This is a genomic window from Pseudoalteromonas sp. T1lg24, assembly GCF_002964745.1.
Classification (GTDB): Bacteria; Pseudomonadota; Gammaproteobacteria; order Enterobacterales; family Alteromonadaceae; genus Pseudoalteromonas; species Pseudoalteromonas spongiae.
The window spans coordinates 369088-392793 of sequence record NZ_PQCB01000034.1; the positions used below are offsets into that span (position 1 = coordinate 369088).

19 protein-coding genes and 1 riboswitch are annotated in these 23706 nt (G+C 42.1%); of the genes, 8 read left to right on the forward strand and 11 right to left on the reverse strand.

The window, feature by feature from the left end; genetic code table 11:
- Nucleotides 1-114 precede the first annotated feature (114 nt).
- From glnG to glnA, 4 genes are all read right to left on the reverse strand, one after another.
- Nucleotides 115-1509: a nitrogen regulation protein NR(I) gene (glnG, locus tag C2M30_RS21200; RefSeq protein WP_105173221.1), complete on the reverse strand. Its 1395-nt coding sequence runs from the start codon at nucleotides 1507-1509 to the stop codon at nucleotides 115-117.
- Nucleotides 1509-2585 (reverse strand): nitrogen regulation protein NR(II), encoded by a 1077-nt coding sequence (gene glnL / locus C2M30_RS21205; RefSeq protein WP_105173259.1) that lies wholly within the window; start codon nucleotides 2583-2585, stop codon nucleotides 1509-1511. Before glnL ends, glnG begins: the two co-directional genes overlap by 1 nt.
- A gap of 100 nt (nucleotides 2586-2685) precedes the next feature.
- Nucleotides 2686-3216 (reverse strand): DUF4124 domain-containing protein, encoded by a 531-nt coding sequence (locus tag C2M30_RS21210; RefSeq protein ID WP_105173222.1) that lies wholly within the window; start codon nucleotides 3214-3216, stop codon nucleotides 2686-2688.
- A gap of 224 nt (nucleotides 3217-3440) precedes the next feature.
- Nucleotides 3441-4847 carry a glutamate--ammonia ligase gene (gene glnA, locus C2M30_RS21215; protein ID WP_010561620.1) on the reverse strand — a complete coding sequence of 469 codons (1407 nt, stop codon included), beginning with the start codon at nucleotides 4845-4847 and terminating at the stop codon, nucleotides 3441-3443.
- Nucleotides 4848-5308: 461 nt separating this feature from the next.
- On the opposite strand from glnA, the gene typA reads away from it, so the two are divergent.
- A complete protein-coding gene (gene typA / locus C2M30_RS21220; protein WP_100914247.1) occupies nucleotides 5309-7135 on the forward strand; it encodes a translational GTPase TypA in 1827 nt (608 codons plus the stop codon).
- A 242-nt stretch (nucleotides 7136-7377) separates the two neighbouring features.
- Here the strand turns inward: typA and C2M30_RS21225 are convergent, their stop codons facing one another.
- The 5 genes from C2M30_RS21225 to dapA form a co-directional block, all read right to left on the reverse strand.
- Nucleotides 7378-8382, reverse strand: a complete 1005-nt coding sequence (locus C2M30_RS21225) for a phospholipase A (protein WP_105173223.1) — start codon at nucleotides 8380-8382, stop codon at nucleotides 7378-7380.
- A 108-nt stretch (nucleotides 8383-8490) separates the two neighbouring features.
- A complete protein-coding gene (locus C2M30_RS21230; RefSeq protein ID WP_105173224.1) occupies nucleotides 8491-9603 on the reverse strand; it encodes a succinylglutamate desuccinylase/aspartoacylase family protein in 1113 nt (370 codons plus the stop codon).
- Nucleotides 9604-9605: 2 nt separating this feature from the next.
- Entirely contained in the window at nucleotides 9606-10811 is a 1206-nt protein-coding gene (locus C2M30_RS21235; protein WP_105173225.1) for a PLP-dependent decarboxylase, read from the reverse strand.
- Entirely contained in the window at nucleotides 10811-11551 is a 741-nt protein-coding gene (locus tag C2M30_RS21240; RefSeq protein ID WP_010561625.1) for a 2,3,4,5-tetrahydropyridine-2,6-dicarboxylate N-succinyltransferase, read from the reverse strand. The genes C2M30_RS21235 and C2M30_RS21240 overlap by 1 nt, the downstream gene beginning before the upstream one ends.
- Before the next feature lie 12 nt (nucleotides 11552-11563).
- A complete protein-coding gene (gene dapA / locus C2M30_RS21245; protein WP_100914243.1) occupies nucleotides 11564-12445 on the reverse strand; it encodes a 4-hydroxy-tetrahydrodipicolinate synthase in 882 nt (293 codons plus the stop codon).
- Nucleotides 12446-12570: 125 nt separating this feature from the next.
- Nucleotides 12571-12765: riboswitch (Lysine riboswitch) on the reverse strand.
- A 175-nt stretch (nucleotides 12766-12940) separates the two neighbouring features.
- Here dapA and C2M30_RS21250 point away from each other — a divergent pair.
- The gene (locus C2M30_RS21250) at nucleotides 12941-13879 is read left to right on the forward strand and encodes a Solitary outer membrane autotransporter beta-barrel domain (protein WP_082428454.1); all 939 of its coding nucleotides are present in this window, start codon (nucleotides 12941-12943) and stop codon (nucleotides 13877-13879) included.
- A gap of 186 nt (nucleotides 13880-14065) precedes the next feature.
- Nucleotides 14066-15115: an energy transducer TonB gene (locus C2M30_RS21255; RefSeq protein ID WP_105173226.1), complete on the forward strand. Its 1050-nt coding sequence runs from the start codon at nucleotides 14066-14068 to the stop codon at nucleotides 15113-15115.
- A 50-nt stretch (nucleotides 15116-15165) separates the two neighbouring features.
- Here the strand turns inward: C2M30_RS21255 and C2M30_RS21260 are convergent, their stop codons facing one another.
- On the reverse strand, nucleotides 15166-15786 hold the full coding sequence (locus tag C2M30_RS21260; protein ID WP_105173227.1) for a hypothetical protein: 621 nt from the start codon (nucleotides 15784-15786) through the stop codon (nucleotides 15166-15168).
- A 91-nt stretch (nucleotides 15787-15877) separates the two neighbouring features.
- Complete coding sequence (locus tag C2M30_RS21265) at nucleotides 15878-16774, reverse strand: TraB/GumN family protein (protein WP_105173228.1); 897 nt, start codon at nucleotides 16772-16774, stop codon at nucleotides 15878-15880.
- Between the two features lie 530 nt (nucleotides 16775-17304).
- On the opposite strand from C2M30_RS21265, the gene ilvG reads away from it, so the two are divergent.
- The 5 genes from ilvG (at nucleotide 17305) to ilvA (ending at nucleotide 23607) form a co-directional block, all read left to right on the forward strand.
- The gene (gene ilvG / locus C2M30_RS21270; protein ID WP_105173229.1) at nucleotides 17305-18954 is read left to right on the forward strand and encodes an acetolactate synthase 2 catalytic subunit; all 1650 of its coding nucleotides are present in this window, start codon (nucleotides 17305-17307) and stop codon (nucleotides 18952-18954) included.
- Nucleotides 18951-19199 carry an acetolactate synthase 2 small subunit gene (gene ilvM, locus C2M30_RS21275; protein ID WP_010561632.1) on the forward strand — a complete coding sequence of 83 codons (249 nt, stop codon included), beginning with the start codon at nucleotides 18951-18953 and terminating at the stop codon, nucleotides 19197-19199. Before ilvG ends, ilvM begins: the two co-directional genes overlap by 4 nt.
- 25 nt (nucleotides 19200-19224) lie before the next feature.
- Nucleotides 19225-20139, forward strand: coding sequence for a branched-chain amino acid transaminase (locus C2M30_RS21280; protein ID WP_010561633.1), 915 nt, complete (start codon nucleotides 19225-19227; stop codon nucleotides 20137-20139).
- 64 nt (nucleotides 20140-20203) lie between these two features.
- The gene (gene ilvD, locus C2M30_RS21285) at nucleotides 20204-22060 is read left to right on the forward strand and encodes a dihydroxy-acid dehydratase (protein WP_105173230.1); all 1857 of its coding nucleotides are present in this window, start codon (nucleotides 20204-20206) and stop codon (nucleotides 22058-22060) included.
- Entirely contained in the window at nucleotides 22060-23607 is a 1548-nt protein-coding gene (gene ilvA, locus C2M30_RS21290; RefSeq protein WP_105173231.1) for a threonine ammonia-lyase, biosynthetic, read from the forward strand. Before ilvD ends, ilvA begins: the two co-directional genes overlap by 1 nt.
- Nucleotides 23608-23706: the final 99 nt, after the last annotated feature.

Sequence of the window (23706 nt, forward strand, 5' to 3'; positions counted from 1 at the left end):
AGAACCTTAAATATTGCACTAAATGGCGCGTCTTGCCAGCGCAAAATGATTAAAAACAGGTGGTTACTTTAGATTTAAGTGCCTTTACTATTCTTTATCTAAACCTGAAGTTAGTTAATCGATATTGAGCTCTTTAAGTTTACGGGTTAGGGTATTACGCCCCCAACCAATCAAGTGCGCGGCATCTTGCTTGTGACCATTACTGTGTTTAAGCGCACTTTTAATAATTTGGCTTTCAATTTTGTTTTGTATATCGGGCCAGATATTGTGTTTGCCTTGTTTTAGCTCGTTTTCAAACCATAACTGAAATTGTTGTTGCCAGTTTGCATCATGACTATTGTCACTGTGGCTTACTTTTTCGGTAATTTCGCTTGGCAAATCTTCAACGCTAATAAGCTGACCTGGGGTCATCACCGTGAGCCAACGGCAGGTATTTTCGAGCTGTCGCACATTCCCCGGCCATGCAAATTCCATCATTTTATTAGCTGCTTCTTTAGACAGGATTTTGCTGTCGACTTTGAGCTCTTTTGCACTGCGGCTTAAAAAGTAGTTGGCTAATTTCTCAATATCGACGCTGCGTTCGCGCAGTGGTGGCAGTTTTAAACGAACGACATTTAAGCGGTGGAATAAATCTTCGCGGAATTTTCCTTCACGGGCCAGTTTTTCTAGGTTTTGGTGGGTTGCGGCAATGATGCGTACATCTACTTTAATGCTTTGATGGCCACCGACACGATAAAACTCACCGTCGGCCAGTACGCGTAGCAAACGAGTTTGCACATCAAGCGGCATATCGCCTATTTCATCTAAAAACAGTGTACCGCCATTAGCTTGTTCAAAGCGGCCTTTACGCACGCTATCGGCACCGGTAAACGCCCCTTTTTCATGGCCAAATAGTTCTGATTCAACTAAGTCTTTTGGAATTGCGGCCATATTGAGCGCAATAAAGGTTTTTTCGCGGCGTGGACTGTGATTATGTAGTGCACCTGCAACCAATTCTTTACCCGTACCGGATTCACCGTTGATAAGTACACTCATGCTTGAGGCACTGAGTTTGCCTATCGCGCGAAAGACTTCCTGCATGGCAGGCGCTTCGCCAATTATATCGGGAGCTTTTTTCTCGACTTTTTTCGGCTTTACTTTAACGCGTGTGTTGGCGCGACATGCGCTTTCAACAAGTGAAACTGCTTCGTTTAAATCAAATGGCTTTGCTAAATATTCAAATGCCCCTTTTTGAAAAGCCTGTACAGCAGAATCAAGATCGGAGTGGGCGGTCATAATAATCACCGGCAAGCCTGGATTTTGCTCTACAATATTTTCAAGCAGTGACATGCCATCTTGGCCTGGCATACGCACATCTGAAATCAGTACGGTTGGTTGATCGTATTCAAGCGCAGAGGCTGCCGCTTCAGCACTGGCGAATGATTCGGTATTAAAACCTGCACGCTTAAGTGCTTTTTCTAGTACAAAGCGAATCGAAGCGTCATCGTCAACTAACCAAACGGTTTTCATTATGGCTTCTCCATAGACAGAGGTAGATAAATATTAAATTCGGTGTGGCCTGGCCAACTATCACATTCAATATAGCCTTGATGTTGGTCAATAAGTGTTTGTGCAATGGCTAGCCCTAAACCTGAGCCGCCGTCTTTGTTGGTGACCATAGGAAAAAATAGGGTTTCTTTTAGCGCGTCATCAATGCCTGGGCCGTTGTCGATAACTTGAATGATGAGGGCATTTTTAAATGCTTTGTTATGCAAACGTACATGGTGTTTAACTCGGGTTTTTAACGTTATAGTACCAAGCTCTGCCAGTTTATTGAGCGCATGTTGCGCATTTTTAACGATGTTGAGCAGTACTTGCTGAATTTTACCGTTATCAATAAATACATCGGGAATGCTTGGATCGTAATCTTTAACGAGCTTTATTTTGTGCTGATTGTCTAACAAGCTTAGTTTTATCACTGACTCTAAGGTTTGGTGAATGTTTATCCACTCTTTGTTTGGTAGTTGGTTTGGCCCAAGTAGTCGGTCAACAAGCTCAGTGAGACGATCGGCTTGTTCGATAATTAAGTTGGCGCATTGTTCGCGTTCTTGTTGATCGCTTTCATATTGTAGTAATTGCGCTGCGCCACGAATTCCGCCTAGCGGATTTTTAATTTCATGGGCGAGGCCACGGATTAAATTACGCGCTGCACTTTGTTGGTGCATTTGATGTGAAGCCTGATCATGCTTGAGTTCTTGGTTAAGTGAACGGCATTCAAGCAGCATTAAAAGCTGGTTATCTAATTCGACGCGACGCGCTGAAAGGCTAATGGTTGCGTGCCGACCATCGTTAAATACCACATTGGCGCGATGTTGAACGCAGTCGTTACCACTGAGAAAGGTATTTTCTAGGATCTTATGCAGATCAATCGAGTGATAATGAAATAATTGTTTAAAATTGGTTGTGACAATGCGTTTGGTACTGATGCCAAATAATTCGCTTGCGCTGGTATTTGCGTAGTGAAGTTTAAAGTCACCATCGACTAACAATACACAGCTTGTGAGATTTTCTAGTAGTTTAATGTAGCTGGATAAGTCTTTAAGCATCATTGCACCATTTTAGTGCGCTATTTTAATTAAAATCAATTTAAATTGATGTTTAATTAAAAAAAGCAAGAAGCGTTCCGCAATGAGCTTATTTAGAGAGTTATTTTGCGATACTGCTTGCGCGGTGCATAAAGAAGGTGATTTGCTCGCTGGTTGCAACAGCATTACCTTTTTCATCAAATAGTTGCGCTTGAATTGTATGTGCGCCGCGGTCCACATTACGCATTACAAAAACCGATTTAGACTGCGGCGGGGTGTTGCGTTTGCCATTAAATAATAGCTGTACTTTATATTTGGGATTAAAGCTTGGTGTAATGCGAATAGAAACATGGAGAGAGCCAGTGTTATCACGAATCGTTTCTTCATGACTTGGCGATACAATCTCAACACCGTATTCTATTTTTTTATTGAGGTCATCCGGTTTATCAAAGATGGATGTATCCGCTTTTTTCATGCTGGTTGCTTTATCATCAGCTAAAGAGATCACTTTTGCACCCGGACGTTTCGTATCTGAGAATACTAAAACGCCGTTTTCGTCGCGCCACATATAAATTTCTTTCGCAGCGAGGTTTGTTACCGGCAGTAACATAATAAAAATTAAAAGTGATAGCAGCGCGCTTCTAAAAGCCACATCAGCTCCTTGCTTAGATATGTTGTTTTTATTTTAGTACTGAACGGAAAAATTCGCCTGTTTTACAGAAAAACTAGCTACAAAATACCCAGCGAAACAATATGATAAGGTTCAGATAGTATAAATGTATAATATATATATTCATTTTTCCACAAAAAAAGCCCGCAGAACGGGCTTAGGAACACACATTGAAACAATAAATTGATTCTGGAGGCGTGAAATTATTACACGCTGTAGTACATTTCAAACTCAACTGGGTGAGTTGTCATGTTTAATTTTTCTACTTCTTTCGACTTAAGTGCGATGTAAGCATCGATTAGGTCGTCAGTGAATACACCACCTTGAGTTAAGAACTCACGGTCAGCATCAAGTGCTGCAAGTGCTTCGTCTAATGAAGCTGCAACAGTTGGGATTTCAGCTGCTTCTTCAGCTGGCAGATCGTATAGATCTTTATCCATTGCTTCACCTGGGTGGATCTTATTTTTAATACCGTCAAGGCCAGCCATTAACATTGCTGAGAATGCTAAGTATGGGTTAGCTGTCGGATCTGGGAAGCGAACTTCGATACGACGTGCTTTTGCAGATGGTACTACTGGAATACGAATTGATGCAGAACGGTTACGTGCAGAGTATGCAAGCATTACCGGAGCTTCAAAACCAGGTACTAGACGCTTGTATGAGTTAGTTGACGCGTTGGCAAATGCATTGATTGCGCGAGCGTGCTTGATAATACCACCGATGTAGTAAAGTGCTTCTTCAGAAAGACCGCCGTACTTGTCACCAGCGAAGATGTTTTGACCATCTTTAGCAAGTGATTGGTGACAGTGCATACCTGAACCGTTATCACCAACAATTGGCTTAGGCATAAATGTAGCCGTTTTACCGTAAAGGTGAGCCATGTTGTGAATAACGTATTTCATTTCTTGAATTTCGTCCGCTTTGATTACCATTGTATTAAAGCGAGTTGCAATTTCGTTTTGACCAGCTGTTGCTACTTCATGGTGGTGAGCTTCAACAACTTGACCTAATTCTTCTAGCACTAGACAAGTAGCTGAACGCCAGTCTTGTGATGAATCTACAGGTGCTACCGGGAAGTAACCGCCTTTAACACCTGGACGGTGACCTGAGTTGCCGCCTTCGTAGTCTTTGTCTGAGTTCCATGACGCTTCTTCTGCATCGATTTTGTACATAGAACCAGACATGTCAGTTTTGTACTTAACATCGTCAAATAGGAAAAATTCTGGCTCAGGACCGAAAAGTACAGTGTCTGCGATACCAGTTGAACGCATGTATTCTTCTGCGCGTTTAGCAACAGAACGAGGGTCGCGCTCATAACCTTGTAGTGTTGAAGGCTCTACTACGTCACAACGTACGATTAGTGTTGCTTCTTCAGCAAAAGGGTCTAGTTTAGCTGAATCTGCATCTGGCATTAATACCATGTCTGATTCGTTAATGCCTTTCCAACCAGCAATTGAAGAACCATCGAACATTTTACCATCTTCAAAGAAATCTTCGTCAGCTTGGTGATGAGGAATAGAAACGTGCTGCTCTTTACCTTTTGTATCTGTGAAACGTAGGTCAACAAACTTAACGTCGTTTTCCTTGATAAATTGTAAAACCGTGTGTGACATATAGTCCTCCAACCGTGTGTTGTTTTTAATTGTGAAATCGCTATCTATAAAGCGGCTTTTGTGCCAGTTTTGTAACTTGATGAATATTAATGGTTTTTAGTAAATTCAATTTGCTTTGCACCATTTTGATGCACCAAAAAGATCCCTGTTTGCACTGATATGGTGCGCGATAAAGTCTAGAAAATACGGCTAAAATCGCAAGGCCAAAATCGTTTTTTTAAAATAAACCTGCAATGTGACAAAAATATCGCAAAAATCAGCTATTTTTATTCTGTCTAAACTTTCATCTGTCACAGTAATAGGGGATAATATGCCACTTTTTTGCAGGCGCAGACCCTTTTGAGGTCATCATTAAGATGACATAAAAGGTGTTTAGCTTAGATTTTTAGCGGGCTTTGATGGGTATTGTGCCTATTAGATAATCCGTAGCTTCTATCCAGAGCACTAACTTGAGTAAAAATATGAGTATCGAAAAATTACGTAATATTGCGATTATCGCGCACGTTGACCACGGTAAAACAACACTAGTTGATAAGCTACTTGAGCAATCAGGTACATTAGAAACACGTGGCGGTAATGAAGAACGTGTAATGGATTCAAATGATATCGAGAAAGAGCGCGGTATTACAATCCTAGCTAAAAATACAGCAATCGAGTGGAATGACTACCACATTAATATCGTGGACACTCCGGGACACGCTGACTTCGGTGGTGAAGTAGAACGTGTTCTTTCAATGGTTGATTCAGTATTACTACTTGTTGATGCACAAGAAGGTCCAATGCCACAAACGCGTTTCGTAACGCAAAAAGCATTCGCATTAGGTCTTAAGCCTATCGTTGTTATCAACAAAATCGACAAGCCAGGCGCGCGTCCTGATTGGGTTATGGACCAAGTATTCGATCTTTTCGATAACTTAGGTGCAACTGATGACCAGTTAGACTTCCAAGTTATTTACGCATCAGCAATCAATGGTTGGGCAACGTTAGATCTAGACGAGCCGTCAGACAACATGCAACCTATGTTTGAAGCAATTGTTGATCAAGTTGAAAAGCCAGATGCCGATCCTGAAGGCGCATTCCAAATGCAAATTTCACAGCTTGACTACAACTCATACATCGGTGTTATCGGTGTAGGTCGTATTAAGCGTGGTACGGTTAAAGTTAACCAGCAAGTAACAATTGTAGGTGCTGATGGTTCTAAGCGAAACGGTAAAGTAGGTCAGGTACTTACTTATTTAGGTCTTGATCGTCACGAAGCTGAACAAGCGCAAGCTGGCGACATCATCGCAATTACAGGTTTGGGTGAGCTTAAAATCTCAGACACGGTATGTGATGTAAACCAAGTTGAAGCACTCCCTGCACTTTCTGTTGATGAACCAACAGTTACTATGACGTTCTCTGTAAATACTTCACCTTTCTCAGGTCAAGAAGGTAAGTTCGTTACTTCACGTAACATTCTTGAGCGTTTACAAGCTGAATTAGTTCACAACGTTGCACTACGTGTTGAAGAAACAGATAACCCAGATAGCTTCCGCGTATCAGGTCGTGGTGAACTTCACTTAGGTATCTTAATCGAGAACATGCGTCGTGAAGGTTACGAGCTTGCAGTATCTCGTCCAGAAGTAATCCTTCGCGAAGTAGATGGTCAATTAGAAGAACCATACGAAACAGTAACAGTTGACGTTGAAGAAGAGCACCAAGGTTCTATCATGGAACAACTTGGTCTGCGTAAAGCTGAAATGACTGATATGGCACCAGATGGTAAAGGCCGTATCCGTATGGACTTTATGATGCCTTCACGTGGTCTAATCGGTTTCCAAACTGACTTTATGACACTAACGTCTGGTTCAGGTTTAATGTACCACACGTTCGATCACTACGGTCCTCACAAAGGCGGTAACATTGGTCAGCGTAAGAACGGTGTACTTATTGCTAACGCAACAGGTAAAGCGCTTACTAACGCACTATTCAACCTACAAGACCGCGGTAAACTATTCATCGGTCACGGTGTGGAAGTATACGAAGGTATGATCATTGGTATTCACGCGCGTGATAACGACCTTACAGTTAACGCGCTTAAAGGCAAGCAACTTACTAACGTTCGTGCATCAGGTACTGATGAAGCACAAAACCTTGTGCCACCAATCATTATGTCTCTTGAGCAAGCGCTTGAGTTTATCGATGATGATGAGCTAGTAGAAGTAACGCCTGAAAGCATTCGTATTCGTAAGAAACTTCTTACTGAAAGCGAGCGTAAGCGTGCTAGCCGCGAATCGAAAAAAGCGTAATAGCGATTTCGTTTTGTAATAAAAAAACCAGCCGAGGCTGGTTTTTTTTATGTTTGAAATTTAACGAAATGCTCTGATACCAATTCGCTTAAGTAGCTAATCATCCTAGCGAGCTAAATATCATGCTAACTACGTTAGAATTTATCAATGTAGAACAACTACATAAGAAAAATCCCGCCTTGTTAGCATTTCATTTATCCAGCGCTATCCCTGATCACATACTTAACAGAATTGGTATGAAATTATAAAAAGTCAGTTAATAAAATACCTACACCAAAGCGTTCAATGTGTTGGTTGTAATCAATTAAACTTTCGCCATAACCATTGTAATATTGCGCGTAACCTCGTAAACGACCCCACGCAGGGAATGACCAATCAAGCTGTACTGCACCTTTGTTATCTGACTTTAAGTTGTTGCGTAACATTACGGTAAATTCATGTTCTTCGTAGCGATAAATCGTTGCAAATTCAAAGTGTCCCATGTAGTCATCAATATCTGGGTTGTCATCACCAGTTGGGTCATCTTCGTTGCGTCTTTCTTCTTCAGGGATGCGGTACCAAGGCCTAAAGCTAAACACAAAGCCATCTTGCTCCCAAAATAGGTTCGCATAAATTCGATTCCATGAACGTGAAAGTGGAATATTTCGGCCATTTGATTGGTGTTCAAAACCAAGTACTATGCCCATTTCGTCACCCCATAAACGATTTTCATCGTCCAGTAAATTCATCCAAAATACTTCAGGTTGATAGTTGGTTTCACGAAATGGCGATGAAATATCATTATTGTAGAGTTGCCAATACGACTGCATGGTAAAACCAAAATAAAATGCTTGGTCGATATCAGACTTAACTTGGTATAGCGGCACTTTTAACGACAGCTGAAACTTAGCTTCTAACTCATCTAAAGGCGCACCTTTTAAGTTAGGATCGCTTTCTGCAGGCGTGTTCTTGGGGCGATCCATGTAAGTCACAGGTAGAATATAGTTGCGATTATGTGGCGTAATTACATTGGGATTGTTGGTGGTAACTTTTTCTCGGATAACGCGTTTATCAATTGCCGACATGTCATCCATATCTGTTATTTTCAAACACTTTTTCTTAACTTCGGCAAGTGTTTGCGAATCATCGCCTGCAGCAAGTTCGTTAAGAATGCATTGCTTGGCGAGTTCTTTTTCAGAGGGGTCCTCGTTTGCAAATGCAAGTGAGCTGGCCAGTGAGAGTATTAAGCTAGAAGCTAAAAGGCGCATTAATTATATCCCTAAAATGAGTGAGCTTTTATTATAACCATTTTAGAAACATAAAAAAGGCGGCATATTTGCCGCCTTGTGCCCCAATGGGGACTTCTCACGCAACTGTTACAATTCAAAGTAGTTTGTAAAAAATTTATAAAGCTCAGTGCCTTGATTTACGCTAGCTGATGCAAAGTGCAAAATTGCTATGCCATCTTGCTCTAAGGTAATTTCATTTAATGGCTGCTCAGACAAATAGCGTTCCATACGTAAAATTTTGGCAATGGTATCGCCTGCTCTTACGTGGCTACCGAGCGCTGCTGTGTATTCAACCATGCCACCCATTGGCGCGTAATACGCAAGATAATCATCTAAATAACAGGCGTAGCGGGTAATGGCTTGTGGCTGGTAATGAGAATCTTGCAATGCTTCTTTATACGTTAAATAACTTAGTATGCTGTTTGCATCGTTAGCGGCCTCTGTCAGGTCAATCTTTTCTTGTGAACCGAGCTCAACGGTAAAGGCTTCCACTAAAACGGGAATGTCGCGACCTGCTTTTTTATAGGCTTGGCTTAGTTGCCACCATGGACAAAAATTCGCTTCATCCATTGCGCCGTCAAATTCATTTGGAATAAGTAACACATGCTCAATATCAAAATAACGGGCGCTGTCTTTGGCATATTCAGGGCAATATAAATGCTTAGCTGAGATTGGCCCTGTGTGTAGGTCGAGCACAATGTCTGCCTGATGCGCTAATTTTTGTAAGTTTAAAGCAATTCGCTTACCCGTATTGAGTGCGTAACTAGGCCCTTCTAAAATATCGGTTGTTGCATTTATTAAACGCGATTTAAACGCACTTTTAATTGTTGCGATATCAGCTTCCTGATATTCCGCAACAAAGCCATCGACCAAAGCCGAGTGGTTTTGATACATACGGTTCCAGTTGGTACCCGTAATTGGGTCAAATCGTCCTAGGGTAAACTCTCCAGATTTTTGGTTGCAACCAATTGGGTTTGCATAAGGCACTAGGGTAATGTTTGATGCCAACGTCTCGCGCTTCAGTTTTTCAAGTAACTGATATATTACCGCGTTGCCTTGTACTTCTGCACCGTGCATATTGGCTTGAATATACACATTTGGTCCTGTGCCGTTTCCTTTGAGGCGATAAACCGGAATAGTCAGCGGTAAGCCGTTGGCAATTTCACCAACTTGAATGTTTTCTTGGGTGATTAGGTTCATAGTTACCTCAAGTAATAATCAGCGCTTTCGCTTTGTCTGACACATGTTACGACGCCGTTTTTTACGATAAATTCTGCGGGTAATTCATGGCATAAAAAGTACGGCATACTTTCAGTAAAGCCATACGCGCCACATTGAGCAAAAATAAGCCAGTCAGTGTCGTTAATATCGTTGGCTAATTCAAATTCGCCTAAGCTATCTAGTGCTGTACAAAGCGGTCCGTGCACTAGATAGGGTTTAGTTTTGCTGTCTGTTTCACGCAATAACTCAGCAGGGAATGCCTGATTGGTAACCGCAGGGCGTAAAATGTGGTTAATGCCGCCAGCAACAATAAGTTGATTAGCACCGTAGTTTTGCTTTTGTTCAACGACAGGATTGGCATAAAAACCCACTTCGCCAACCGCATAACGGCCGAGTTCCATCCAAAGCTCTTCGCAACCTACAGCGTGCTTTATTGTTGCCAGTGCATCTACTAATTCTTGCCAGACAAGCTCTGTACTTGATGCGCAATAAGGAATACCTAGGCCGCCGCCCAAATCTAAAATACGTAGATCAAATCCGAGTTGCTTACTTAAACTTTGTAAAGGTGCAATCATGGCACGCCAAAGCTCAGCTAGCTTCTCTGTGCTGAGCATATTGCCCCACTGAAAAATATGTAAACCAGCAAAGTCGAGCGCTGGGTAATCGGCAATACTCAATGTGGCCCAGTCGTCACAGCCAAGGCCAAACGGTGTTAAGCTATCGCCACCAAGAGGGTTTTTTTCACTGTCTGGCCAGCGCAATTGCACTCGCAATAAAATGCGCAGGGTTAGGTTATGTTCACTTGCAGCTTGGTTTAACCAAGCCACTTGGTTGTGACTTTCAGCGACAAAGGTGCGAACACCTTTATCGAGAAAATGCCGGATCTGCTTTTTCGATTTTGCAGGTCCAGTGTTGAGCACACGTTTTGCGTCTATGCCTTGGGCTAAAACTTGATTTAGTTCACCGCTACTTGCTACATCAAAGTCAAAGCCACATTTATCTAACGTTTGGATGATCGCTGAAAGCGGGTTTGCTTTTACTGCGTACCACAGTTTCACCACATTTTGTGATGTAAGCTGCGTTAAATGTGCTTCTAGCTTATCTAAATCGTATAGATAAAATGGCAGATCTGTTTGTTGGCAAAGCTCTGCAAGTAATTGACGTTGTGGTGTGCTCAAAAAGCTCATTAACGTAAAGCCTCTTCCAGTTCTAATGATGCATCGCTTTGTTCATCACGATATTTAACGATAAGCGCACATGACATGCTTAAGCCTTGCTCGCGGCCCCATTCACTTGATGAAGGGCGTGAACCTGGAATAACAATCGCATTTTCTGGAATTGGTTCGCCTTTTTCTAAAACGCGCTCATTTACACAGTCATAAACAGGAATAGTCGCAGAAAGACGCACGCCTGGTGCTAGTACCGCACCTTTTTTAACTACAACGCCTTCAACGATGACACAACCTGCGCCGATAAATGCATCATCTTCAATTACTACAGGGCTTGCGCCAACAGGCTCTAATACACCGCCAATTTGCACTGCAGCACTTAAATGTACGTTTTTACCAATTTGAGCGCATGAGCCTACTAATGCATGGCTATCAACCATAGTGCCGGTATCGATGTAAGCGCCAATATTCACATAGGCTGGTGGCATAATCACTGTGCCGCTTGCAACATAGGCACCTGGGCGAACACTCGTACCACCTGGCACCATGCGTACACCTTCTTGTGCAGAAAAGCCGCGTACAGCAAGGTTATCTTTATCTACAAAACCACCTGGAAACTCAGTGTTAGTACCATTTTTGAAAACATCTAAAATGCCTTTTTTAACTTCAACGTTCGCGTGCCAGTTACCATTTTCATCTTGGTTTGCTGCGCGTAAGGTGCCGTTTTCTAGGTTTTTTAATAGTTCTTGCCAGTTCATAGTACTTCTCTCTTAATTCCAAGATAAAATTGTTTGATTAGCAGCGAGAATTGCTGCAGGTGATTCCAGCTCATGATGGGTAAGCGGTGGACGTAAATTAGGGGTGTTGAGCTTGCCTTGTTGGTGCATTAGCACTTTTACCGGCACAGGGTTAGCTACTTCAAATAAGCTATTTACCGCGTCGCTCCAAGTAGTAAACAGGTTTGGTGTGCCTAAAAGCGATCTGCGAACAAACTCTGCGGTTTGTTTAGGCCATGCGTTAGCAGCAACCGATACTAAACCTTTTGCGCCAGCTTGGGCAAAATATGGCATTAAGGCATCATCGCCACTGTAAATAGCTACATTAGGATTGCTGCTTCTAAATACTTCAAATTTACTAATGTCACCACTGGCCTCTTTTAAAGCCCATAAATTAGTGTGATGACTTAATGCGGATAACAGTTCAGGTGCAAGTGCCACGGCGCTGCGTCCTGGCACGTTATACAACATGCAAGGAAGTTCTGTGGCACTGAGTAAAGCATCAAACCACTGAATTTGGCCTTTAATGCCGGGTTTAGCGTAAAGTGGTGAGCCTAGTAATAGTGCGTCAATCGGTTGTTGGTTACAGAACTCTAACCATTCAAGTTGTTGCGGTAAGTTAACCCCGCCTACGGCAACCATCAAGGGTACAGTCGGCGATAAGTCACAGACAAAACGCACGATTTGCTGCTGCTCTGCGATGGTTAATGCTAAACCTTCACCTGTGCTGCCGAGTAATAAAATGCCATTGTTGGCATCTTGTTGATCTGCTACTAATTGCGCAAGATTGTCATAGTCAACTTCACCCGTCTCAGTGAAGGGGGTGACTAATGCAGTCCACAGCGGGTACTGCGTCAAATTAAATTGTGATTTCATCTCTAGCGAACTTAATATGTGTTCGAAGAAGGGATAAGAGAAAGGCTTAGTCCAGCTTCGAACAACTAAAAATTCGAAGAGCAATGGACTTAAAAAATAGATAAGGCGAATGGCCTTATTTTTCTAAGACCAGAAGCTCTCCACCAAACATATTTACTTAATACAAGTAATTGGTGACAGTCGCCGGGATTCAGCCCAAGCGCCCGAGATAAGTTATCAGCAAAAAAGCTTATCTCTCGGCGTTAATTCCCCTCATTCAGTGTCTTTGGAGTTTGCTCCCCTCAACTGAACTACCTGAATAACGCACCTCTTCCAGCCCTAAGCTAGCCGCTATTTTAAATAGCCACTAACGTAAAATAGGGTGATTGAGCGGCAATTGAAACATTTTGGACGTCTAAATGTCAATAAAATTTATTTTAGAGCACTGCAATCGCATGATGTTTAATGATATAACTAGCGGCTATTGCCGTTGAAATTAAGTAAAAATCGTTAGTTGTGAGAAAGTTAGTATTTCTGTTGTGCGTTTTTATAACCTTGCCATGCGATGCATCGGTGAAAAAAGCCTATGAGGAATCGTTTGCGTCCTCGGTAGTATTAAGTGACTCTGACGTAGTGCGCTTTGGCTTTGGTAACTTTGACCCGGTTAATATTTTAGAGCAACTCGGTGATGATGCGGGCGATAAAAGTGTTGATTTAAGAACTCAGCTACAAGTATTTGCACTGCCTTATACCTACACGTTAGACGAAGATTCACGCATAAACACGCACTTTTCTTATATTTCACAATCGCAAGAAATATTGCTGGATGATGTGACCATTCCCGACGATAGCCATGATCAAATCTTCACCGCTTATGCCGATTATGAAACAGCGCTGTATCGTTACGATAATTGGTTGTTAGAAGGCTCAATTGGTGCGCATGTGATGCACTACGACAATATTCATGACTACAACAGCCCTGAAAGCCGCGCGGCTAAAGCAGAAGTGGAAGGTATTTATTTTAATACAACTGCAAACTCAGTGTTAACCGATATGGGGTTAACTCTCAGTCGCAGAAAAGCCAGTCGTTGGGGTCATTGGTTAGTTAAGTCGAGCTATAACCACTTCTTTGGTAAAGGGTTTGGTGGTGATGATGCAACACGTGATTCAACCCCATCAGGTTGGTATTTTGCGAATAGCGTTAGGGCAACCATTAAGCTCGACCAAAAATTAAAACATACAGAGTCAATCTATCTTAAATTTCAGCGTGTTGATTTGGGTGGAGACGCACGTAGCGCCTTTAGCACAGGCCATTATTATGAGTACGGTGGCGGCTTATTAATTGACACTCGGCCGTGGACATCTTGGTTTGATAATATCGGCATTGGCTTGCATTACAACGAGGGTAGTGTACTTAGTGGCGGCAGTATTGTAATCTACTTCAATGAAGAGTAACTCCAACTCACTGTAATTGTTATTATTCTAGTGCGCTAAAAGCCATACTAACTAGGCCCAAATTATCGATGTGACATAGCACTATCAGATAAATTCCGCCTTATTAGTATGTCATTTTCTCAGCGCAATATTTGAACATAGACGTAAAGAGTTGGTGAACGCCACGAATATAAAAGGACTTAGATAATGATTCTATTACCGCTTATAACGCTGTCTGCAAGTGCCTTGAGTGCAGCTGATACATCTGATTTAGCAAACAAAACCGAACAGCTTCACTTAAATACCATTGTCAATGCTGAGGCAATTGAACGTGTGCCGCCTAAATATCCAATTAATGCTGCGCGTAACGGTAAAGAAGGTTGGGTGCAACTAAGTTTTGTAGTCGAACCAGACGGTTCAACATCTAATATTATTGTTGAAGACTCCTCTAATGAGGCATTTGAAAAGTATGCACTGCGCTCAATCAAAAAGTGGAAATACTCACCAGCCACTAAAGATGGTAAGCCAATTCAGCAATGTCGAAATCAAGTACAGTTGGACTTTAAATTAAGCAACATCCCCAAAGGTGCGTCAAAGTGGTTCTTTAGGCAATACCGTTTAGCAAATAGTTATCTTGAAGAAAATAAACTAGAAGATGCAAAAGAAATTGCTAAAAAAATTGAAGAAAAAGGGCGCTGGAATGCCTATGAAGATATGTATTATGCAATTCTTAACTCATTGATTGCAGAACAATCAAAAGATAACGAAGCCGAACTTAACGCGATTAAGAATGTATTAGGGTATAGCGAGTTGCAAAAAGAAGAGCAGTACAGTGCCTTTGCTACACGTGCGTTTAGCCTTGCGGTTGAATTGCAGCTTTATGGTGATGCAAAATCAATATTTGAAAACTTGCAAACGCATTATTCTGACAACCCGAATGTAGCGAAATTAATTCCTTACTACGATCAAATAACCGCTTATTTAGCCAGTGATAAGCCATTAGTGATTGATGCCGAAATTGGTAAGCGTGACTTTTGGAGCTACCAGCTCGAACGCAGCGCTTTTATCATTGATAATGTGGATGGCAATTTAACTAACCTTGAAGTGCGTTGTGATAATCATCACTCACAATTTTTGGTTGAATCAGGCAATAAATGGCAAATTCCTGAGTCTTGGGGAAGCTGTTCTGTGTATGTGTTTGGCGATACCAATGCCAAGTTTACATTGGCCGATGTTCACGGCGAACAAAAAATCTAAATAATAAAAAAGGCGCTTAACGCGCCTTTTTTAATTACTTGCTGCGTATTTTATTTACGCACTTTGATATCACCCACACCTACTTCGGCTTCAATGCTGTGCTCGCCTGCGCCAGAGTAACGTGTTTCAGAGCTAACAATATTACGTGTGCTTTCTAAGTCGCCACTAAAGCCTTTAATGCTAGTATCGCCAACGCCTGTTGATAGTTCGATGCGCTTAAAGTCATCAAGTACTGTGTCGACACGAATTGAACCAACACCTACTTCTGCTTCAAGTGAGTTTTCAAGTTTTTCTACATCAATGCTGCCAACGCCAATTTCAATGTCGATCGCTGCATGCCTTGGCACTTTTACAACCCACTCTTGACTTAAGTTTTCTTCGTCAATTTCCAGTGAAATACGGTTATCACGAACGCGTTTACTTAGCTCTACATTTGATACATCACGATTCTTTGAAAACCAGCCTTCGTCTTTGCCCTCAATTTCAATTTCAATGCTCAGCTCGTTGCTATCTACTGTGATAATTTCGATGCTGCCCACAGGGAAATCAATTTCAAGATTTTGGCCTTGGTTTAATGTAAGAGTTTCAGTAATACGTTTTTCATCACCAGCATAAAGATTAGTTGAGATACTTGCGGCGATTAATGTCATGGCTAACGCTAATTTTTTCATGATGATTATTCCTTTTGATGACTGCGCTTAATCAGTTTTAACTGTTTGTTATTTAGTTAGACGCAGACATCAATTAAAAAGGTTTAAAAAATTATTTATTTTTTTTCGAAAGTTTAAATCCTTCCTTTTCAAGAAGCTTTAATAAACCTTGTGGGCCGTATAAATGAAGTGCGCCAACAGCAATAAAATGTGGTTGTTTGGTTAGAGGAGCCTTTAACTGATCTACCCAGTTGTTATTGCGATCAGTAAGCAGTACTTTTTCGGTTAGCGCGCTGTAGCTGTCACCCGTAAAGGTTTCGCGGTAGTAGCTTTCAAGTGCGCCATCGTTGCCTCGTTTCCAGTTACCAATCAGACGATTAAAGTACTTATCCATATCAGCCAGTTCTTTTAAACCGTCTTCAATCATTTTGTTGTTATGTTTGCTAAATCCTTTAAACATGCCCATTTGTTGCTCTAGCGTTTCTAGTTGCATAATCGGAATTTGTAAACGTTGCGCGACATTCATTACTTGCTTGTCGATACCAAAGGAATCTTGGTAACCTGCTTTTTGATATTCCATTAAGGTGATCTGTAGCATTACAGCAAAGGGCTGCATCTGCTGAAATAGCTCCATACCTAGGCCTAATTTCGCCATATAATTGCTTAGCGCTTTGTAATTTTTAGCGGATAATTCTGATTGTAACGTCTTACCTGCAGGAAGCAGCATATAGTTCATCATTACTTGCTGCTGTTCTATTGGGTTTACCTTAGATAGATCAACCTCAACAACCAGTTTATCGGTTTTTTCAATCGCGCTTTTTACGTAGCTAGGTAATCCCGCCATTTGTTGATCACCCAGGTGAACGGTTCCTAGTAAATAAGATGTCACGCCATTTTTTTCAATTTGCCAAAGGCTTGGGTTGATATTGCTGTTTGCAAATACTGGTTGAGCTAAACCGAGTAACAAAATGGGTAGTAGCAGTATTCGCGTAATTAAGAAAAGTCGCATTGCAGATCCTTGCGTTAATAATTAATTTTGCGTATCAGTGTACTTGATAGTGCAATATTAGTCTTTGCCTAATTATTAACAAAAAAGTTATAAGACTTTTAAAAATAAAGCGATATTCAAATAAGCTCTAGTCTTAGCATACATAATCTTTAAAATTGTATAAAATGGATTTTTTATTCTTTTTATGTGTTTTTTTATGCTTATCTTGGTTTTAAGTTAATTCTATTGATTTAAAAATGCATAGATTTCTTGATTGACTTTTTTGCTCATAAACGATACTAATAAAAAAGAAGCCAAGCAGACGAACGCTTGGCTATTTTTGTAAAGAATTTATGGTTGCTTACACACATGTTTAAAACAGTAAACGTACTAGTCCTAATTATTAACGTGGTGATTATTATTACCGCGGGGGCTTCGTAGTGCTGTAGCAAAAGTTAAGCATTGAGAGAGCCCCCGAACTGAAAAGTCCGGGGGCTTTTTTTTTGGCAGTAAGAAAATGAGCAAGTAGTAAACATCACAGGGTAGAGAAAATGACAGGTGCAGAGTTAACAATCGATTTATTAGCCAAACATGGCGTGAAAGAGGTATTTGGATACCCTGGTGGTGCGATTATGCCAATTTACGATGCGCTGTATGGCTCGCCTGTTACTCACTATCTAACCCGTCATGAACAAGGCGCTGGTTTTGCCGCTGTTGGTTACGCAAGAAGCACAGGCAAACTGGGTGTTTGTTTTGCAACTTCAGGCCCTGGCGCGACAAACCTTATCACTGCACTTGCCGATGCCATGATGGATTCTGTACCACTGCTTGCAATTACCGGCCAAGTACCTACCGCTGCGATTGGCTCAGATGCTTTTCAAGAAGTTGATGTGTTAGGTATGTCACTGAGCTGTACTAAACACAGCTACATGGTAGAACGAGCTGAAGATTTAGCCGAGGTTTTACAAGAAGCGATGCATTTAGCGCAATCAGGCCGACCAGGCCCCGTGCTTGTTGATATTCCAAAAGATATCCAAATGGGCGCTGTTAATTATCATCCTTGGCTTGCGGCAGACGACTACAAACCTGAATTGAGCCAATTGGAACTAGCCAAAGCTAATGAACTACTAAGCCAAGCGAAAAAACCACTGGCGTATGTGGGTGGCGGTGTACAAATGGCAGATGCACAAGATGAGCTTATGCAATTCTTAAAAGCGACTAATATGCCTGCTGTAAGCACATTAAAAGCGCTTGGGTCTGTGACACCTGATTATGCCTATAACCTCGGAATGCTGGGCATGCACGGTGGTCAAGCGGCTAACTTAGCAGTGCAAGAATGCGATTTGCTAGTGTGTATTGGTGCTCGTTTTGACGACCGTGTAACAGGCAACCTTGCTAAATTTGCCAGTAAAGCTAAGGTTATCCATTTAGATGTTGATGCTGCTGAGGTCGGTAAGCGTAAACCAGTTAATGCCTCACTGGTTGCTGATCTAAAAGATTCATTACCACATTTAGCGACACACAAAAGTAATCCAGAATGGTTGGCGCATATCAGTCACATGCAACAGCAATATGCATGGCGCTATGACTACCCTGGTGAAAAAGTATATGCCCCTTATTTATTAAACCGCTTAAGCCGTTTAATGCCAAATAATGGGGTGGTGTGCTGCGATGTTGGTCAGCACCAAATGTGGGTTGCGCAACACATGACGTTTTCACATCCAAGTAATCATTTAAGCAGTGGTGGTGCAGGCACTATGGGATTTGGTTTACCCGCCGCAATCGGTGCGCAAATCGCTCGTCCTAACGACTTTGTATTAACCGTTTCTGGCGATGGTTCAATCATGATGAACATTCAAGAGCTAGCCACAATTCGTCGTAACAACTTACCCGTTAAACTACTTATTTTAGATAACCAGCGTTTAGGTATGGTTAGACAGTGGCAGCAACTTTTCTTTGATGGTCGCTACAGTGAAACAAATCTTTCAGATAATCCTGACTTTGTACAATTAGCCGCTGTTTTTGGTATTCCGGGTGAAACCATCACCCATGCAAACCAAGTTGATGAGGCGATAGATAAATTAGTGGCGAGTGAAGGCCCTTATATTCTTCACGCGTGTATAGATGATAAAGAAAATGTTTGGCCATTAGTTCCGCCAGGCGCCGCAAATGATCAAATGCTAACTGAGGTGGCAAAATGAAGCACAACTTATCAATCGAAGTGAAACAACAAAGTATCGCATTAGAGCGGTTTTTACGTGTAACACGCCACCGCGGGTTTAATTTAACCTCAATGAACATTGAGACTAGCGAAGAAAAGTATATTGTAAATATGATGGTAGACAGTGACCGACCTATTTATTTATTAACACAACAATTAAAAAAGTTAGTTGAAGTAAACCAAGTTGAAATACTTGAACAACAATCGATAGCAGCAACTAGCTAATTATTATTTTTTAAGGTTTTACAGAATGTCAGATTTAATTTGGTTCAACGGCAAAATTATTCCACAAGAACAAGCAACTACTCACGTACTTAGTCATGCACTGCATTATGGTAGCTCAGTATTTGAAGGTGTACGCGCATACGAAACGCCAAATGGTCCAGCCATTTTCCGTTTGCAAGATCACACCAAGCGTTTATTTGATTCAGCAAAAATTTACCGTATGCAAATCCCTTACACAGCTGATGAAATTAATGAAGCGTGTAAAGCAGCGGTACGTGAAAACGGTTTAAAAAATGCTTACCTACGTCCGTTTGCGTTTTTAGGTAATGTGGGATTAGGCGTAAATCCTAAATCTCATAAAGCAGACGTTGCCGTTGCTGCAATGGAATGGGGTACGTATTTAGGTGACGGCGCATTAGAAGCGGGCGTTGATGCGTGTGTTTCATCATGGAACCGTTTAGCACCGAATACCATGCCAACAGCAGCAAAAGCTGGTGGTAACTATTTGTCATCGCAGCTAATTTCAGGTGAAGCAAAACGTAACGGCTACGTTGAAGGTATCGCACTTGATGTAAATGGTTACCTTAGTGAAGGTGCAGGCGAAAACCTATTTATTGTTAAAAACGGGGTGATTTATACGCCACCAACAACCGCTGCAATTCTGCCGGGTTTAACACGCGATACCATGATGTATCTTGCGAAAAAAGCGGGCTTTGAAGTACGTGAAGAATCAATCTCGCGTGAAGCGCTTTACCTTGCAGATGAGTTCTTTATGACAGGCACAGCAGCAGAAGTAACACCAGTGCGTAGCGTAGACCAAATTGAAATCGGTACAGGTAAGCGCGGTGAAATCACCGAGCAATTACAACAAGCGTATTTTGATTTAGTGAAAGGCCAAACAGAAGATGAAAATGGCTGGTTAACATTAATCAACGAATAATAGAAAAACACGACATATTTATTGGGAATGAGGAATGGGGCAGAGCCCTAAAATGAGGTAAACCATGGCAAAATTAAGAAGTGCAACAACAACTGAAGGTCGTAAACGTGCTGGTGCTCGCGCATTGTGGCGTGCAACAGGGATGACAGATAAAGACTTTGGTAAACCCATTGTTGCTGTGGTGAACTCATATACCCAGTTTGTACCGGGTCATGTTCACTTAAATCAACTAAGTGAAATGATGGCTGAAACCATTCGTGATGCAGGCGGTGTTCCGCGCGAATTTAATACTATTGCGATTGATGATGGTATCGCTATGGGTCATGGCGGCATGCTTTACTCACTGCCTTCACGTGACCTAATTGCCGATTCTGTTGAATACATGGTTAATGCACACTGTGCGGATGCCATGGTGTGTATTTCAAACTGTGACAAAATCACGCCGGGAATGTTGCTAGCTGCACTTCGCTTAAATATTCCAGTGATTTTTGTATCAGGTGGTCCAATGGAAGCGGGTAAAACTCGCCTTGCAGAAATTGATATCAAGCTCGATTTAGTTGATGCCATGGTAAAAGGTGCCGATCCATCGGTAAGTGATGAAGATTCAGATAAAGTTGAGCGTAGTGCTTGCCCAACCTGTGGTTCTTGCTCAGGTATGTTTACTGCAAACTCAATGAACTGTTTATTAGAAGCGCTTGGTTTAGCGCTGCCTGGTAATGGTACCACATTAGCAACACACAAAGATCGCAAACAACTTTATGTCGAAGCAGGTCGTCGTATTGTCGATCTATGTCGTAGCTACTACCGTGATGAAGATGATTCAGTGCTCCCTCGCAATATTGCCGATCGCAGTGCGTTTATCAATGCCATGACACTCGATATTGCAATGGGTGGTTCATCAAATACCGTGTTACACATCATCGGTGCGGCACAAGAAGCGGGCGTTGATTTTGATATGACCCATATTGATCAGCTGTCACGTCAAACCCCATTTTTATGTAAAGTAGCGCCAGCAACACCTGAATATCATATTGAAGATGTACACCGTGCTGGTGGCATCATGGGTATTCTTAACGAGCTTGGTAAAGCAGGCAAGTTAGAACTAAATGCAGGCCATGTGGCTGGTGGCACCTTAGGCGAATTAATTGAAAAGTGGGATGCAACCAATTCTGACAATAGCGCTGCGCAAAAATTTTATAAAGCGGGCCCTGCAGGTATTCGCACCACTAAAGCAATGAGCCAAGAAACGCGTTGGCCTGAACTTGACCTAGACCGTGAAAATGGTTGTATTCGCAGTGTTGAACATGCGTTTAGTCAAGATGGCGGCTTAGCGGTGCTTTACGGCAACCTTGCGCCAGACGGTTGTATTGTTAAAACAGCCGGTGTTGCTGATGGCATGTTGGTTTTTAAAGGGACTGCAAAAGTTTTCGAATCTCAAGATGATGCAGTTGACGGCATCTTAGGTGGTCAAATTGAAAAAGGGGATGTGGTTATCATCCGCTATGAAGGGCCAAAAGGTGGTCCAGGTATGCAAGAAATGTTGTATCCGACCAGCTACCTAAAATCGATGGGGTTAGATAAAGATTGTGCGCTATTAACGGATGGTCGTTTTTCAGGTGGCACATCGGGCTTATCAATTGGTCACGCTTCGCCAGAAGCCGCTAGCCAAGGTGCAATCGCGCTGGTTGAAAACGGTGATGAAATCGTCATTGATATCACTAAGCGCAGCATTGATATGGTGTTAACTGACGAAGAACTTGCCGCGCGTCATGAAAAGCAATTAGCCCGCGGTAAAGATGCGTACAAACCAGTGGATCGTGTACGCAGTGTAACGCCAGCATTAAAAGCCTATGCATTACTCGCAACCAGTGCGGATAAAGGCGCGGTACGTGACCTTAAAAAGTTAGAGGAGCTCAGTTAATGGTCTCCCAAGAGCTCGATTATTTTCGCGCTATAATCCAAGCCAACATGGAGCCCTTGGCAAAAGTAACTGAGGTCAGCCCAGTTACCAGCCTTGAGCAAAAACTTGGCAATCATATTTGGCTAAAGCGTGAAGATCAGCAGCCGGTATATTCGTTTAAATTACGCGGTGCGTATAACAAGTTAAAGCAGTTACCAAAAGGCTCGCAAGTAGTTACTGCATCGGCAGGTAATCATGCACAGGGTGTAGCACTTAGTGCAAGTCACCTTGGTCATACAGCACGTATTGTAATGCCAGTAACTACACCGGAAATCAAAGTAAATGCGGTGCGCAATCTGGGTGGTGAGGTGATTTTACATGGCCATCACTTTGATGCTGCAAATGCCTATGCACTTGAAATTGCTGAAAAAGAAGGCGCGGTGTTTGTACCACCGTTTGATGATAAAGATGTGATCATCGGGCAAGGTACCATTGCACGCGAACTGATGCAGCAGTTGCCATTACTTGATGCGGTGTTTATTCCGGTAGGCGGCGGTGGCTTATTAGCAGGCATGTCGATTTACTTAAAATCACTGCGCCCAGATATAAAAGTAATCGGTGTTGAAGCTGAAGATAGTGCCTGTTTAAAGGCCGCAATGGAAGCAGGCGAACCGGTTGAACTAGAGCGCGTAGGCAGTTTTGCCGATGGTGTTGCAGTTAAGATCATTGGGAAAGAAACTTTTCGTTTAGCGCAAAAATACTGTGATGAAGTCATTACCGTTTCGAGTGATGAAATTTGCGCCGCGATGCAAGATATTTTTGTCTCAACCCGCGCTGTCGCTGAGCCATCTGGTGGTTTATCACTGGCAGGGCTTAAAAAATGGGTAGCACAAACGGGTTCAAAAGGTAAAAACCTAGCGGCAATTTTATCAGGTGCAAACCTTAACTTTGATAGATTGCGTTATGTGGCAGAACGTACTGCGCTGGGTGAGCATAACGAAGCGCTTTTAGCGGTGACTATTAAAGAAGAAAAAGGCAGTTTTAAAAGTTTCTGCAAGGCACTAAATGGTCGTTCAATTACGGAATTTAATTACCGTTACACAGGCCCAGGCGATGCTGAAATTTTTGTTGGTGTTGGCTTGCGCAATGGTGAAGTGGAACTGGTGAGCTTAAAACAAGAGTTGACTGATAAAGGATATGCTTTTGTTGATATGACCAATAACGAGCTTGCTAAATTGCATGTGCGTTATATGGTTGGCGGTAAACCGGGTGAGCAGTTATCAGAGCGCTTATTCCGTTTTGAGTTTCCCGAATATCCAGGAGCGCTTGAGCGTTTTCTTGATACCTTAGGCGCAAATTGGAATATCAGCTTATTCCACTATCGCAATCATGGTGCCGCAACCGGAAATGTATTGGCTGCATTTGAAGTACCTGAGCAAGATAACGCAGCCTTTAGCGAGCACTTACAACGTTTAGCTTATGCTTATCAAGAAGAAACTGACAATCCGTGTTATTTGCAGTTTTTGTCGAGTAAAGCACAAAAGCTTGCGCAGGTAGCAAACAGCTAACGCAAAAACTTATCTAAATGCCCCAACTATTGGGGCATTTTCTATTCTGAACATCACAGCAAGATTTGCTATCATAGCGCTATTCAAATTTAGCTTGTG

Bases quoted from the DNA above. Each gene is read 5' to 3' on its own strand.
- glnG (WP_105173221.1), bottom strand. From the start codon at position 1,509: ATGAAAACCGTTTGGTTAGTTGACGATGACGCTTCGATTCGCTTTGTA.
- glnL (WP_105173259.1), bottom strand. From the start codon at position 2,585: ATGCTTAAAGACTTATCCAGCTACATTAAACTACTAGAAAATCTCACA.
- glnA (WP_010561620.1), bottom strand. From the start codon at position 4,847: ATGTCACACACGGTTTTACAATTTATCAAGGAAAACGACGTTAAGTTT.
- typA (WP_100914247.1), top strand. From the start codon at position 5,309: ATGAGTATCGAAAAATTACGTAATATTGCGATTATCGCGCACGTTGAC.
- C2M30_RS21225 (WP_105173223.1), bottom strand. From the start codon at position 8,382: ATGCGCCTTTTAGCTTCTAGCTTAATACTCTCACTGGCCAGCTCACTT.
- C2M30_RS21230 (WP_105173224.1), bottom strand. From the start codon at position 9,603: ATGAACCTAATCACCCAAGAAAACATTCAAGTTGGTGAAATTGCCAAC.
- C2M30_RS21235 (WP_105173225.1), bottom strand. From the start codon at position 10,811: ATGAGCTTTTTGAGCACACCACAACGTCAATTACTTGCAGAGCTTTGC.
- C2M30_RS21240 (WP_010561625.1), bottom strand. From the start codon at position 11,551: ATGAACTGGCAAGAACTATTAAAAAACCTAGAAAACGGCACCTTACGC.
- dapA (WP_100914243.1), bottom strand. From the start codon at position 12,445: ATGAAATCACAATTTAATTTGACGCAGTACCCGCTGTGGACTGCATTA.
- C2M30_RS21255 (WP_105173226.1), top strand. From the start codon at position 14,066: ATGATTCTATTACCGCTTATAACGCTGTCTGCAAGTGCCTTGAGTGCA.
- C2M30_RS21260 (WP_105173227.1), bottom strand. From the start codon at position 15,786: ATGAAAAAATTAGCGTTAGCCATGACATTAATCGCCGCAAGTATCTCA.
- C2M30_RS21265 (WP_105173228.1), bottom strand. From the start codon at position 16,774: ATGCGACTTTTCTTAATTACGCGAATACTGCTACTACCCATTTTGTTA.
- ilvG (WP_105173229.1), top strand. From the start codon at position 17,305: ATGACAGGTGCAGAGTTAACAATCGATTTATTAGCCAAACATGGCGTG.
- ilvM (WP_010561632.1), top strand. From the start codon at position 18,951: ATGAAGCACAACTTATCAATCGAAGTGAAACAACAAAGTATCGCATTA.
- C2M30_RS21280 (WP_010561633.1), top strand. From the start codon at position 19,225: ATGTCAGATTTAATTTGGTTCAACGGCAAAATTATTCCACAAGAACAA.
- ilvD (WP_105173230.1), top strand. From the start codon at position 20,204: ATGGCAAAATTAAGAAGTGCAACAACAACTGAAGGTCGTAAACGTGCT.
- ilvA (WP_105173231.1), top strand. From the start codon at position 22,060: ATGGTCTCCCAAGAGCTCGATTATTTTCGCGCTATAATCCAAGCCAAC.